The 14,372-nt window shown below is 46.5% G+C and carries 13 protein-coding genes and 1 tRNA gene; 6 read left to right on the top strand and 8 right to left on the bottom strand.

All coding sequences use genetic code 11. From position 1 onward, the window contains the following. The first annotated feature begins 49 nt into the window (after nucleotides 1–49). The 3 genes from CWB98_RS13970 (at nucleotide 50) to rimI (ending at nucleotide 1,009) form a co-directional block, all read left to right on the top strand. Nucleotides 50–126: transfer RNA gene (locus CWB98_RS13970), tRNA-Trp, on the top strand. Nucleotides 127–233: 107 nt separating this feature from the next. Beyond that, nucleotides 234–533 carry a hypothetical protein gene (locus tag CWB98_RS13975; RefSeq protein ID WP_138545413.1) on the top strand — a complete coding sequence of 100 codons (300 nt, stop codon included), beginning with the start codon at nucleotides 234–236 and terminating at the stop codon, nucleotides 531–533. Nucleotides 534–535: 2 nt separating this feature from the next. Further along, nucleotides 536–1,009: a ribosomal protein S18-alanine N-acetyltransferase gene (gene rimI / locus CWB98_RS13980; RefSeq protein WP_249364676.1), complete on the top strand. Its 474-nt coding sequence runs from the start codon at nucleotides 536–538 to the stop codon at nucleotides 1,007–1,009. A gap of 22 nt (nucleotides 1,010–1,031) precedes the next feature. On the opposite strand, the gene CWB98_RS13985 is transcribed toward rimI, so the two are convergent. From CWB98_RS13985 to recQ, 7 genes are all read right to left on the bottom strand, one after another. After that, nucleotides 1,032–3,695, bottom strand: a complete 2,664-nt coding sequence (locus tag CWB98_RS13985) for an ATP-binding protein (RefSeq protein WP_138545414.1) — start codon at nucleotides 3,693–3,695, stop codon at nucleotides 1,032–1,034. A gap of 189 nt (nucleotides 3,696–3,884) precedes the next feature. Then, nucleotides 3,885–4,457, bottom strand: coding sequence for an elongation factor P-like protein EfpL (gene efpL, locus CWB98_RS13990; RefSeq protein ID WP_138545415.1), 573 nt, complete (start codon nucleotides 4,455–4,457; stop codon nucleotides 3,885–3,887). A gap of 109 nt (nucleotides 4,458–4,566) precedes the next feature. Further along, nucleotides 4,567–5,904, bottom strand: a complete 1,338-nt coding sequence (locus tag CWB98_RS13995) for a tetratricopeptide repeat protein (protein ID WP_138545416.1) — start codon at nucleotides 5,902–5,904, stop codon at nucleotides 4,567–4,569. A gap of 202 nt (nucleotides 5,905–6,106) precedes the next feature. Beyond that, complete coding sequence (locus CWB98_RS14000) at nucleotides 6,107–6,673, bottom strand: mechanosensitive ion channel domain-containing protein (protein ID WP_138545417.1); 567 nt, start codon at nucleotides 6,671–6,673, stop codon at nucleotides 6,107–6,109. 57 nt (nucleotides 6,674–6,730) lie between these two features. After that, a complete protein-coding gene (locus tag CWB98_RS14005) occupies nucleotides 6,731–8,500 on the bottom strand; it encodes a ShlB/FhaC/HecB family hemolysin secretion/activation protein (RefSeq protein ID WP_171045657.1) in 1,770 nt (589 codons plus the stop codon). Nucleotides 8,501–8,574: 74 nt separating this feature from the next. After that, entirely contained in the window at nucleotides 8,575–8,877 is a 303-nt protein-coding gene (locus tag CWB98_RS14010) for a DUF3630 family protein (protein ID WP_138545418.1), read from the bottom strand. Nucleotides 8,878–8,901: 24 nt separating this feature from the next. After that, nucleotides 8,902–10,716, bottom strand: a complete 1,815-nt coding sequence (recQ, locus tag CWB98_RS14015) for a DNA helicase RecQ (RefSeq protein WP_138545419.1) — start codon at nucleotides 10,714–10,716, stop codon at nucleotides 8,902–8,904. Between the two features lie 150 nt (nucleotides 10,717–10,866). On the opposite strand from recQ, the gene rarD reads away from it, so the two are divergent. Beyond that, complete coding sequence (rarD, locus tag CWB98_RS14020) at nucleotides 10,867–11,772, top strand: EamA family transporter RarD (protein ID WP_138545420.1); 906 nt, start codon at nucleotides 10,867–10,869, stop codon at nucleotides 11,770–11,772. Between the two features lie 45 nt (nucleotides 11,773–11,817). Here rarD and CWB98_RS14025 read toward each other — a convergent pair whose 3' ends face one another. After that, nucleotides 11,818–12,195, bottom strand: coding sequence for a DUF413 domain-containing protein (locus tag CWB98_RS14025; RefSeq protein WP_138545421.1), 378 nt, complete (start codon nucleotides 12,193–12,195; stop codon nucleotides 11,818–11,820). Between the two features lie 86 nt (nucleotides 12,196–12,281). Here CWB98_RS14025 and CWB98_RS14030 point away from each other — a divergent pair, with 86 nt between their 5' ends. Both CWB98_RS14030 and CWB98_RS14035 read left to right on the top strand, forming a co-directional pair. Then, nucleotides 12,282–13,130 (top strand): LysR family transcriptional regulator, encoded by an 849-nt coding sequence (locus CWB98_RS14030; protein WP_054014666.1) that lies wholly within the window; start codon nucleotides 12,282–12,284, stop codon nucleotides 13,128–13,130. Nucleotides 13,131–13,272: 142 nt separating this feature from the next. After that, complete coding sequence (locus CWB98_RS14035) at nucleotides 13,273–14,202, top strand: porin (protein ID WP_054014665.1); 930 nt, start codon at nucleotides 13,273–13,275, stop codon at nucleotides 14,200–14,202. Nucleotides 14,203–14,372: the final 170 nt, after the last annotated feature.

A 14,372-nucleotide genomic window follows, 5' to 3' on the forward strand; every position in this document is an offset into this window, starting at 1 on the left:
ATTTTTTCTTTACCTTTTCAATTAGCTCATTATAATGCGTCGACATTGCAGGGGCGTAGTTCCAATTGGTAGAACAGCGGTCTCCAAAACCGATGGTTGCGGGTTCGAGTCCTGCCGCCCCTGCCACTTCCTTCTTTATTTCCTGATAATTCCCATATTTAATACAATTCAGATTGCAGTCATTGCGCGCATATTCTAGAATTCTCAGCATTTAATTTTCTCGGTGTTTTTACATGCATGCAGCTCAGGCTCAGTTACTTGGTGTAATGCCACTTAAACTCAAACCGGCGTTTGACCCCAATCCACAGCCAGCCATGCCAGCCTCCGTGCCTGTTGAACATGAGCCGCTCTCGCTGAATGAGCAGCTGCAACAGGATCTGTGCAGAGCCGCTAATGTCGGTGAGTTACGTGTCGTAAAAGGAGATGCTCTGCATTGGTCCCGTAACGGGCAGCAAGCACAGCTGATTATGCCGGATGCGCAGCTGACAGGTGAACAAAAACGCATCTTATGGCAGCAGATCTGGAGCGCGTAATAATGAATGTTGCTATCGTGTCGGATCATCTGGCCGCCATACCACTACAACAGCTCATGGACATTGAGCAGGCCTGTCATAGTCACCCTTGGACCGTCAAGACGATGCAGTCGTGTTTAAGTGGTCGTTACTTTAATGCTGCTCTATATCTGGATGAGCACTTAGTGGGGTTTTATGTAGGTGAGCGCGCTGGGCCAGACTTTACACTGATGGATATTTGCATTGCTCCCGCTTTTCAGGGGCAGGGCCTGGCCTGGCAATTGCTGGCGCATTTCATAGAAAGGTGCGAGCAAGACAATGCCGAAAATATCTTTCTGGAAGTACGGGTAAGTAATAACGCGGCTATTGGCTTATACCATAAGGCAGGCTTCACGGAGATGGGGGTGCGAAAAAATTACTACCCGAGCGCACAAGGGAAAGAAGACGCAGTGCTGATGGGCAAAGTACTTTTTAATCCTGAACTGGCGGATCACTGATTATCTTATGCACTGCACAAAATCAGGCATGCTCTTGCTCAAGGGTATATCTGATGGCTTGTGTGAGTGTCAGCATTGCATATTCCCACTTTGTCGGATTGTCTTCGCGTAGACAAGTTTCCAGGTCGCCGGCAGCGTTATGAATATTAGTAAAGCCGAAACATCCGGCACTGCCTTTCAGGCTATGCGCCAGTGCTCTGAGTGATTCCCATTCCTGAGCACCAAAAAGGTGTTCCAGTTGAGTCAGCTGGTCAGGCAGCTTTTCAACATAGTTGCGGCTGATCTGCAGGTATTTTTCACTTTGCAGCAGCGAGTTCCACTGCGAGCTTTTATCCTCTTCCAGCTCTAAATATTTAAGCAGTACGGCCCCGAGTTTTTCACGGTCGATGGGTTTGGCGAGCGTGGCATCGCAACCTGCCGCCAGGTAGGTGTCTATATCATGCTTCATGACGTTAGCGGTCAGCGCAATAATTGGACCATCGTAGGCAGCATGCCGGAGCATTTCAGTGGCTTCCAGTCCACCCATAACAGGCATTTGCATGTCCATCAGGATGAGGTCGTAATCATTCACCAGAGCCATTTCCACGGCCTGTGCGCCATTGCTGGCTATATCAGGTTTGAGCCCCCAGGCCCCTAATAAAAGCGTCAACAGCTCCTGATTATCCGGGTTGTCTTCAGCAAGCAGGATGTCAGCCTCAAACTGAGTCTGCTCAAGTTGCAAGGTGGAGACCACATGATCATGTGTCAGTTGCGCTTCGTCTTCAATCCACGCGAAAGTGTTATCTGAATGGTTGGCTGCGATGGTAATGATAAATCTGCTGCCGACACCCTGCGCGCTTTCTACGCTGACATCACCACCGAGCAACTGCGCCAGGTTTTTGGAGATACAAAGCCCCAGGCCGGTGCCGCCAAAGCGCCGGGTAGTGGTAGAATCAGCCTGCTCAAACGGTTTGAATACCCGCGACATTTCGCCCTGAGACATACCTATGCCGCTGTCTTTTACTTCAAACTCAAACTGGGCGGTATCTGAGCGATAGCGGGCATTGATCTCAATACTGCCCGTTTCGGTAAACTTCACTGCATTCGTGGCGATATTCAATAAAATCTGCTTAAGTCGGGTTTCATCGCTGAACAGTTGTTGTGGCAGTGGTAAGGCATAGTGCATTGTAAAGTCGAGTTGTTTTTGCTCCGCCATGGGGGCAATGATGGACTCAACATCTTTAAGTAAGTGAAGTAACTCGATTGGATCTTGCTCAACAGCCAGCTTTTCGGCCTCGATCTTAGACAGATCCAGGATATTATTTATAAGCTCAAGCAGGTGGCGTGAGTTACGTAATATAGTATCCAGGTGTAGTGCTGAGTTAGTGGCATTGGGAGAATGCAGCATCTGCTCGGTGAAGCCCATGATAGCGGTCAAAGGCGTGCGGATCTCGTGACTCATATTCGCCAGGAAACGGCTTTTAAGTTGACTGGCCTGCTCAGCTTCTGCTATCGCGACCTCAAGCTGCTGGTTCATCTCTTCGAGTGCCCGGGTGCGGTTTTCAACTTTTTCTTCCAGATGTAATTTATAGTCCTCGAGCTCCCCCTGGAAATCCCGGATCTGTTTGGTCATGTGATTAAAATCTTCAAACAGTATCCCGACTTCATCATCGTCATGTGCAGGTAAGGCAACAGAAAGATCACCATCCCCAACGCGATGACTGGCTTCGCCAAGCAGTTCGATGGGCGTCAGCAGCAGGTTTCTCACCACAATAAAAATCAAAATCGGCAGGGTGATAACAGACAGTATGACGATCAAAGCCGTTGTCAGGCTGATAGCTTTACCCGACTGATATAGAATCGTTTTTGGGATGGTCGAAATATAGTAATAGCCACCACTGAGCTGAGCGCTGTAAGTCATTCGGCGCAGGTTATCAATGGATGGCAATACCAGAGAATCCAGCTTTCCTTTATCAGCCAGGGTGTTGATCTGATCCATCTCTTCAACGCTCAAAAAACTTTGATTAAAATGACTGTCTGAGCTGAATAACACCTCGCCGGAGGCGGACACCAGCAAATTTAACGTGTTGTCATAGGGGGCTTCGAGAATACTGCTGCTGATAATTGAAGGGGCTACCTGAACGATAATATAACCTTCTCGCTGAGGACGGTTGAGATTGAAATCCACCCCATAGATTTGCTGTACAAAATACAGTTGCGTGCCGCCATTGTGTGACGCCTGCATAAACTGTTGTTGGCGTAAATTACTTTGCCTGACTTGGGCAAAAAAGGGATAAGATTGAGGCGCACGGTTGAGGTTGCTGGCATAGAAAGCATGACTCTCACCATGTTCATCAACCAGATTTATGCTAAGAATATCTGGATAGGCTTCGGTGTAACTGGCAAACACATCCATGAGTGCCCCTAAGCGCTGGACTTTTTCCTGACTGGCTACTTCTGGCATGCTCAAAAAGTCACTGAGCACCGGTGAAGTCGACAACAGCTTAGTGGTGGACTGATAGATCTCCATGTAGTTGAACATTTTTTGTTGTTGCTGTTCAACAAAGCGACTGACAATGAGTTTTGCCTGCTTTTGGGTAGAACTGGTGACGTTGGTAAGCGTAAAACCACCAAGCAATAGCAGTGGTAATATCACCAGAGGGGTAATATACCATAACAGCCTGATACTCAGCTTACTTGTTTTCATCCGTGTCCAATTCCATCTATCAACGCGGTGGAGAGCCACCCGAGTCTGACCACAAACCTGTCCAATTTAATCTGTTGTTGTGGGTCATGTTACCGATTTTTGCATCAAACGGCTATTGTATAATATAAATTAACTGAAGTTTATTTACCCAAATTAGGTGCCCGCAATCCTGTTGCGGGCACCTTGCGATTAACTGTCTGCGCGGCTCATAAACTTAGATTCTGCCGTGTTAATTTTAATTTTATCACCCGTGGAAATATGCTCTGGTACCTGTACAACCAAGCCTGTTGTCAGAGTAGCTGGTTTAGTTCGGGCACTGGCCGATGCGCCTTTGATCGATGGTGCTGTTTCTTCGATCACCAGTTCAACGCTTGAGGGCAAGTCCAATGAAACTGGCGTGCCTTCAACAACTACAATCAACAGGCCTTTGGTTTCCTCGTTGATGAACAGGACCTGTTCAGCGATTGAGTCTTTATGAATATGGTAAGGGGTATAATCCTCTTCATCCATAAACACATACTCTTCGCCATCTATATAAGAAAGCATAGCAGGACGGCGTGTCAAATCAGCCAGCTGCAGCATTTCTTCCGCCTTAAACGTTTCATCTACTTTACCGCTATTGACGACATCGTACATACGCATGCGGTACAAGCTGCCGCCAGCACGGCCTTGTGGTACTGAGCGCTCAATGTCTCGGACGATCATAACGCGACCATTGTAATCAATCGCGGCGTGTTTTTTTATTTCACTGGCTTTAGGCATAAAATGCTTCCTGTTAGTCTAAACTGAGCGAGAAGTTAGCATGAAGTCGGTATCTCGCCAAGTATTGTGTTCCCAATCGGCTTGCCCTGCAAAGGTACTGTGAATAAGACTAAAGAGAGTAGAGGCTCGACATCGCCTGGTAATTCAGTCCAAAGTGCTTATTAAACCAGTTGTTGACATAGTCGTTATGCGGTGAAAGCTTGGCGCAGCGCAGAACATTTTCCCCACTGGCAGCGGCCAGTTTATTTTCACAATAGCTTTGCAGCCAGGCTTGATCTAAGTCTGCTCTAAACTGGGTTCGTAACTCAGACAATTGCTTATCCAAACGTGAGCTGACGTCCAAAAAATGGGCTTTCTGAGGGGATAAATCGAGGTCAGGAAAATCGGCATAATGGCTTTGGGTGTAATGCACCTGACTATCGTCGACCTTGTGCTCTATATGTTGTCCACCAACGTAACCCAGATACATCATGTCCAGACTAAAGTGTTCGGTAAACTCAGTCACGGGGTACTGATATGTTTTTGCAACTTCAACATCCATTACCGTATCAGGTTCATTCGGATTGGGTTGTTCTTGTTTTAGTGTGTAGTGTTTTTGTCGATTTACCAGTTGAGTCTTGCGGGTGTGTTTGAAAGCGGCGTGAACTTTAAGTGTGAACGTTTCTGTACCTTGTGGGTGGTACCACAGACTATCTCTGAAAGCGTCATTCAACTGAGAGAGCGTTGTTTGCAGGCGCTGCTTTTGGGTGCTGGTATCGTGTACTTGTACTGAAAGTATCGGGTTAATACGGATCTCAGAGTACAGAGCTTTGTCGGTGACGCTATCATCGAGTTGGATCGTTAAGTTCCAGGCCTGACAATATTTTCGATAAAAGCGCTGCAGAAACAGGCGATCCCGGCCTTGAGCGGCTTTGAGCTTGTCACATTGGCGTACTGCGTTGGCCTGTAGCTGATCATGATAGTTTGCCAAGGTGTTGCTGAGTCTGGCATTAGCAATTAAAAATGCATAACGCATTTCAAAGTAACGAAACTGATCCGGGTAGGCAGAATCAGATAGTTGCCGGGCTTCTTGTTTAAGCCAGGTGTTTGCATATCTGAGCTCTTCGCTTTGTGTATCGGCCATGGGGCCGACAGGTTCGATATGCCAGCTGATCTGATTGCGTAGTAGCGCCTCAAGTTTAAGTGCTGCGCCGGTGTGATTGCCCGCTAAACGCAGCATACGTACATCTATAAGTCCACGATCGATGATTTTATTGCGCGCTAAAGTCAGCCCCTGACGTGCTTCAACATCTTGGGGATCTTCAGCCAGTGCTTGCTCATAGAACTCAGCTGACTGATCATACATACCAGCTTCGTACAACTCGTTGCCTTTCTGGACTAAACTGGAACAGCCCGAGAGCATCAGTGTACCGGCAATTATGGCCGTAAACAGGTTACGTGTATTCATCGTTCCTTCCTTGCTCACTTTAAAAGTTATGGCTAACTATGTGACGCTAACCTCAGTGAAAAGAGTGCTCTGCTGCGATAAATGAAACATCTTTAATGCCGTTAGCGTCAGAGCTAATCCCTGAAATTGATCATAGCCTTACGCAAACGATCCCTATATATCATGCGTCATGTCACTAAGATATGACAACCGGTACCTACAACTACTTTTTCGGGCCAAGTACCCGTCGTTCGGCAATGTGTTTTGGTTTAGTCGGTGCTTCGCTGAGTACCCAGACCGGGCGTGTGACAAACAGGTTATTGGGGTAGACGACCTTGTGTCCATCAACATGACGCAGTACCACATTCATCAGCCCCATTTCTACAATGCAGCCTTCAATGAAGTTCGCACCGTCAATGACTCTGACCCAGTTACCAAGCCGATAATCATTTTGTACAAACATGATCAGAAAAGCGGTCAGGTTGCTGAGTAAAGACCAGGCTGCAAACATCGCCACACCGAGCATCGCAAATAAAGAAGATCCTAATACCAGCAAGCCCCGCAATTCGATGCCCCAGAACACCAGCAACAGACAGAGCAACACCGCACCAACCAAACCTTTTAACAGCAGTTCGGCACGTTGCTGACGATGCAAGTCAATTTTCCCCCGAGTGATCTTATGTAGCACTTTGATTGCCAACTTTAGTAGCAATGGAAACAGAAATATGAAAAGCAGGGTGACGATCAGTTTATACTCGGCGAGTAAAAATGTCGCAAGGGTCTCTGGCATGTGGTTTGCCCGTTTATGTGTAAATAAAACAAGATAATATCAGGGAAATTTGCCTGGTTAAAAGCGGTTTTTAACCGTAAATAACCATTGCACAGAGTCAATGTTGTCAGGTCCATCGAGTGGCGCGGCAACATCCAGGTGCAGGACTAAACCTGAATTCGCGCGGCTCGGAGCGAGTCGAAGACCCAGACCCACATTTTTCAAAAACTGGCCCTGAATTTGATGTGTTAAAGCGTGTTGCTGCTGTGTCGTTAGTATGTGAGAAAATTCCGAATTATCGTGTAAGGGAGATGGCAGTGCACGACCGTCTACTCTGCCAATATCAAAATACGCCGCACCACCCACTTTAAACAGGTGCAGTAAATCGTATTCCCAGTAATAGCGTTTTTCAAGGTTAAGTAAAATTTTGCGATTGCCCTGCAGGTAGTTACTCGGGTACCCCCTGAGACCCGTTTCTCCTCCTAAGGTGATCTGCTGATCGGCACTGAGGTGTTTGCCATATTGGACTTCCAATTGTGCATACCAGGATTGCCTGAGACTGGTATTGAGATAGTACTGAAGCCGTGTGCTGATAGTTAAATTTTCGGCCTGATGCTCGCGTTTATTCCAGTAACCATTCAAATTGAAGGCGAAGCGCAGCAAGCTATCGTCAGAAGTAAAGTGAGCCTTGTTTGCGTTGAATGTCCCAACCCAGCGGCTATCATCATCACTGAGCCCGCTGTCTGAATAGCCAATCAGGGCATTGATATTCCACCCTAAATTTAAATCCTCAGTACGGTAGATAGAATCAAAATTACGAACTTTGATATAGGCATCCTCAAACCACTGTGCCTGAATATAGGGGTAACGTACAGTACGGTCCTCTGCTATTGGTAAGGTGGTGGCGCGTATTGGGGCAAACTCTTGCTTTTCATCCTGATATCCCAACAGAAGTCGCCGTGTCCAGTCGTCGTTAAGTGCGAACGCGCGACCAATATATAGATTGGTTATTTCACTCAGTTGCTCATACTCCGAAATCTCTTCGCCCAGATTGTAAAGAGATTCAACTCTGCGATTGCTTAGGTTGCTAACACCATAGCTGTAGGGTGTAGAAATCGAAAAGAATGGATAGGCAACCCCAATATAGTGCACTTTGCCATCATCGTTGTCTGCATACTCTACTCGCCCCTGATAGCGGCTAGAGAGAATTTGAGGGTCGTCATAAACAAACAAATAACCACTACGATCGGGATCGGAGATATGTGTCAGTGACAAACGTTTACCATAGCCCAATAAGTTAGATTCACGAAAACCGAGTCTGCTCGAATTGTCACCACCGCTGCGGCTAAAACTGATGTCGGGCAGCAGTGTCCACAGATCGCGTGTGACGACAGTGACAGCCACTTCACCGTCACAGGTTTGCTCTGCGAATATTCTCGCATCGTAAATATAGGGTTGCTGACGCAGTATCCGTTCTGATTCTTGTAATAGTTTTGGATCATATTCACTGCCTTTGGTAAAAAGCAGTAGATTACGGATCACTTCAGGTTTGGTGGTGATATGTGCCCGATTGGCAAAACGAAATACCGCGTTGTCTTCTTCTGGCAAAGAGGTATCAAAGACGTTTAGCTGCTTGAGGTCAATGCTAACAACGGAGGCATTTTGCACATCAGGTAGGGAGTCCTCACTGTCTAGCTGACGGTGGAGGTTGTTGTCTTCGGGTATGTTCGGACGAAGATTACCACAGCTCTCCAATGCACTAAATGGCGTGCTGGCTGCTGCTTTTGCAGAATGCGCCGCCACTGTTGTGAATATTGTTAGTATTGAAACGCGAACAACCCAACCCATAGAACAGCCTGTTGTGAATAAACGTGCTTTTAATTATGGCCTATGTTAGCCATAGCTGCTCAACTAAGTCTATATTATTGTTGTAAATTTAACCGAAATAATGTAACCAGATCCGGCAAATGTTCAGTCGCACCAAGGCCTTCCGGCATGATCCAGATGCTGTCGCTGTAATGTTCAAAATTGAGGTTATAAGGGTGGCCTGCATAACTAAAGCGCCATTGATGACGATCTGCGCCAAGGTGAAACTCAAGCAAGGTAATACCATCCAGATGCAAGAAAATTTGTCCCCATAGCTCGAATTCATCTGCATCGGGCAAAGAAGCAGGAGTAACGACAATGCAGTCCTGCTCAGGCTGGTGGTTGATGTGGGTTGTCACGGTTACTCCGGTTAGTGCGTCAGGTTAGTCGGTATCGAGGTAATTTCGGATCAGCTGCATAAAAGGTGCACCGTACTTGCTCAATTTGGTAAAGCCCACACCGGATACTTTCAGGAATTCACTGTCATTTGTCGGGGTGAGCTGCGCCATTTCTGCCAGTGTCTTATCACTGAAGACAACATAAGGCGGCACGTCATCCTGATCGGCGAGCTCTTTTCGCAGGCTACGCAATTTCGCAAACAGCTTCTTATCGTAATTGAACTGAGCCAGTTTATCCTGATAAACATGTTTTGCTTCAAGGCGTGGCTGAGCGAGTTGCAATGCGTATTCTCCACGTAAAACTGAACGCGCCCCTTCAGTGAGCCTGAGTGCGGCGCCCTGAGTGATATCTTGCGCAACTAACCCATGGTGTATCAGTTGTCTCAGGATACTCAGCCAGTATTCATTGCTATGTTCTTTGCCAATACCATAGGTACTCAGTGTGTGGTGCTGGTTGTCCCGGATCCTGGCGGTATTTGCGCCGCGCAGGACATCCACAATGTAACCGAGTCCAAAACGCTGCTCAGCTCGGTAAATACAGGATAACGCTTGCTGAGCAACCAAAGTGCCATCAAAGCGCTTGGGCGGGTTCAGGCAGATATCACAGTTACCACAGGGTTCACGTTGATATTCACTGAAGTAATTGAGCAAGATCTGACGTCGACAGGTCTGCGCCGAAGCAAAGCTGGCCATAGAGTTGAATCGTTGTTCTTCGACTCTGCGGCGATGCTCATCCTCAATATCTTCAAAAAAGCGTTTAACCCGGCCAATGTCCGCCGGATCAAAATACATAATGGCTTCTGCTGCCAGACCATCACGTCCCGCGCGGCCCGTTTCCTGATAGTAGGCCTCAATGCTTTTGGGGATGTCGTAATGCAAGACATAGCGCACATTTGATTTATTGATGCCCATGCCAAATGCCACCGTTGCAACCACTATCTGAATATCGTCACGGGAAAATGCATTTTGTACGAACTGACGTTGCTCGTTAGTCATACCTGCATGATATGCCGCAGCGTTAAAGCCGGCCTCAACCAGCTTTTCGGCGATGTCATCAACGCGTTTACGACTGGAGCAGTAGACAATGCCGCTTTGCCCTTTTTGAGTACGCAGATAGCGCATCAATTGTGACAGGGGCTTAAACTTTTCTTCTATGGTGTAGCGAATATTCGGTCTGTCAAAACTGCCTGTATGGATAAACGGAGTGATCAGGCCAAGCTGCGTGACAATATCGCTGCGAGTTGCCAGATCGGCGGTTGCCGTTAATGCCATCATAGGAACAGTGGCAAAGCGTTGTTTTAACTCATGCAGACGACAGTAGTGTGGTCTGAAGTCGTGCCCCCAATGGGATACACAATGCGCTTCATCAATGGCGAATAACCCCAACTTGAGGTGACTCAGACGTTCAATAAACTCGCTCTGGAGAATTTTCTCAGGCGCAACATACAACAACTTGATTTCACCCTGATGCAGGCGTTGATAGATTGCTTGCTGTTGTGCCCGGTCGATACTGTTATTGATGAACTCCGCGGAGATGCCCAGCGCTTTGAGCTGGGCAACCTGATCTTGCATCAAAGAGATAAGGGGAGAGACCACAATGCAGGTGCCGGGTAGCAACAAAGCGGGTACCTGATAACACAAAGATTTACCGCCGCCTGTCGGCAGCAATACTAGGCTATCGCGCCCGTCCAGGCATGCCTGAATGACGTCGAGTTGTCCGTCACGAAAGTCACTGTAGCCAAAAACTTCTTTCAGTACGCCGTGCGGTGTGTCGATTGAGTGAGTTGCAAGATTTTCCATCGAGCGCATTTTAGTGGGTTTTACGTCAGATGTCTTTTGTTTTTGATCACAGGAAAATCATACTGGCGGGTACAGTTTGCGGTATACTGCGCGCTTGGCATCTGTGGTCGCCATCACAAGGCCAATTGTGTTCGTGCTTGGGAGAAATGAATGGGAACGAGTAGTGAAACGAAGCAAGGGTATACCTTTGCCGTTTTAGCGTTTTTGATGTGGGGACTGGCCCCCATCTATTTTAAATCACTGGATCAGGTCGATGCGCTTGAAATTCTGATCCATCGAGTTGTCTGGTCAGTGCTCTTTATTGCGCTGATCATCGCGGTTAAGCTGAACTGGCATAAAGTCATTGCGGTACTGCGTCAGCCTAAACTATTGATGATGTTAACTGTCACGGCGTTGTTACTCGGTTTTAACTGGGGACTGTTTATCTGGTCAGTGAATAACGGTCATATGCTGGATGCTAGCCTAGGCTATTATATTAATCCCTTATTGAATGTACTGTTAGGCATGCTGTTTCTGCAAGAGCGTCTTCGTCCTCGTCAGCAATTTGCAGTCGGCCTGGCATTCGTTGGGGTCGTGTTACAGTTAGTAAGCTTTGGCTCGTTCCCCGTTATTGCGTTTTCCCTGGCCGGTTCCTTCGCCATTTATGGTTTGTTGCGCAAGACTATGGCGGTGGAGTCCTTACCCGGTTTGTTAATTGAAGCCGTTATTTTACTTCCCATTGCACTTGGTTACTGGTGGTGGCTGACACCCAGTGAAACGAGCAACATGATGCTCAATGACTGGCTCACCAACCTCTTGTTGATTAGTGCTGGGGTGGTTACGACCCTGCCGTTATTGTGCTTCACAGCAGCTGCAAAACGTATTCCCTACTCAACATTGGGGTTCTTTCAGTACATCGGACCAAGCCTGATGTTTATTTTGGCTGTGGTATTTTATGGTGAAGTGTTCAGCGCAGAGCGGGTATTGACCTTTGCGTTTATTTGGTCAGCTTTGGCGCTATTTAGTTTTGATTCTTACCGAACGGGCAAAGCACAGCGCCGTCTGGCAACGTCATAGTAGTACTTGGGGCACCGAGTGAGTCGGTGCCCACAATAAATTCGGTTAGATGTCGTCGTCAGCTTCCACAGCGACAGCTTCGACTTCTTCCTTATTTGCGCTCACCTTAGAGCGACCAAACAAAGTATGGAATTTGGTCTTACAGGTCGTCAGTTTGAGGTATTTGGTCCAGGTTTTTTCCATCGCATTTTCTGGAGTCCCTAATCCCCCCATAACCTCCACAAAGCGTTGCTGAAATTCATTTTGCGGATGACTGGCTTTAGTGTATAAGCTTTTAAGTAACGCACCATGGTTTTCCAGAATATCAGACTCTTGCAGGGTAAAGTGTCCGCTTCGAGAAAACCCCCGGGGAAAGTTAATATCATCATAGAAGTGTTTTGTTGTAGCAAAAGCTTCTTTCAAGGTCGCTAAATTTTGACTCATGGTGAAATCCTCAGCATTGTTTGGCAGGAGTATGGACCATAGTGTGGAAATAATTAAACGAGATTTTTTTATCGTAAGGGGGCTATGTGGACATAGATCTATTAAAAACATTTGTCGAAGTCGTAAAGACCCGTCACTTTGGTCGCGCAGCGGAGAATTTATACATCACTCAGTCTGCCGTTAGCTTCCGGATCCGCCAGTTAGAACAAAGCCTTGGCGTTAATTTATTTATTCGTCAGCGCAATAATATTCAATTGACGGCGCCGGGTGAACGTTTATTACCCCATGCTAATATGATCCTGACGGGCATGCAGCGTGCGAAGGTCGATGTGGCACTTGCCAACAACATGCATAAGCAGCTTTCACTGGCGGGTACGCCGAATATCTGGGATGCCTTTTTACAATTCGGTATTAATCATATTGTGACAGCCATGCCAGGGGTTTCTTTGGTGGCAGAAGTAAAGGCACAGCAAGAGAGTACACGTTTATTGCTGGAGCGTACACTTGATATTGCAGTGCTATTTGACCCACCTAAAGTTGATGAGCTGGTGGTAAAACAAATAAAGCATCTGGCCATCATCCCAGTTAGCACAATGTCACAGACAACGGATGAGGACTTTTTTGATAAGCAATATGTTTATGTAGACTGGGGAACGGCCTTTTCATTGTGGCATGCGAAACAATTTACTGGCAGCACACCGCCTTATTTCAGAACCAGTACCGGGCGTATTGCGCTGGATCTCATTATGCAGTGCGGAGGCTCAGCATTTATACCCCGTGCATTGGCGGTCGAATCGATAGAGAAAAAGCAGTTGTTTCATATTGAATCTGTAGAACAAAATGCCCGCGAGATTTATGTTGCCTATCACAAGGATAATGAACAGCTAGAGCAAATAGAGATGATTGCCAGTCTGTTGGCGTCTTTACCTGATTAGGTTACAGATTGTTGAATTATTTATGATGGCTAGCTGACAGTTTAATGTCACTTTTATTTTAAGTGTAATATTTCTGTCACGTATCGCTGGCAGACTGCGCCTGTCTAAAAAATTACGTGTTGCGATACTTGAGGAAATACACATGAAATTATCCAAATCAGCATTATTTGTTTCTCTTTTCGGTGCTTTGTCTGCGAGCGCTTACGCTGATGTTGATGTATACGGTAAGGCGAACCTGTCTGTACAAAGTTCTGATGAAGGTGAAGGTTCATTTACAGAAGTGAAGAGCAATGCATCACGCTTTGGTTTTAAAGGCTCTGAAAAGCTCGACTCTGGCCTTGAAGTTATCTACAAACTGGAGTTCCAGGTAGACGTATCTGATGCAGATTCAAAAGGCGAAGATGACAATATCACGGCACGTAACCAATACGTCGGTCTGAAAGGTAATTTCGGTGAGGTTGTTATTGGCCGTAATGACACTGCATTTAAACAGTCACAAGGCAAACTTGACCTGTTCAACGACCTAGAAGCAGATATTAAGAACCTGTTTAAAGGTGAAAACCGTCTGGGCGATTCAATTTCTTATAAATCAGCAAGTTTTAATGGCTTTAAAGTATTAGGTACATTTATTGCTGAAGACAGCACTGAAGGTGAAAACGGGTTCTCAGCAGCACTGACTTATGGTGATGCAAAATTAAAGAACACTAAATTCTATGCTGCGGTTGCAACTGATAGTGAAGTAAAAGGCTACGATGCAGTACGTTTCTCAGTACAAGGTAAAGTAGCAGACTTTAAACTGGGTGCAATGTACCAGATGCAAGAGAAAGTAGATGGGTCTGATGAAGCTGACGGTTACATGGTAAACGCGGCATACGGTTTCGGCGCGAATACCCTGAAACTACAATATCAGGTTATCGACTTTGATAAGGGCGATAAGGTTGATGGTATTTCTGTGGGTATCGACCACAAGCTGAGCAAAGCGGCAAAGCTTTATGCCTTCTACTCAAGTGTTGATGAAGACAATGGTGTAGAGGAAGACTACCTGGGTGCAGGTATCGAATACAAGTTCTAAGTCTATACAAGACCTAAAACCAGGATTGATAAAGGCCAGTCGGAACGCTCTGACTGGTCTTTTTACGTTTTATGGACCTGATATCAGGCCTGTTTAACGGCGTTTTATGTCAAAAAACACCTGTTTCGTACAATTAATGTTCGAACGCGCCGTTTTTCTCACTTTTCTTC

Origin of the sequence: Pseudoalteromonas rubra (assembly GCF_005887115.1) — a bacterium.
Lineage (GTDB): Bacteria > Pseudomonadota > Gammaproteobacteria > Enterobacterales > Alteromonadaceae > Pseudoalteromonas > Pseudoalteromonas rubra_F.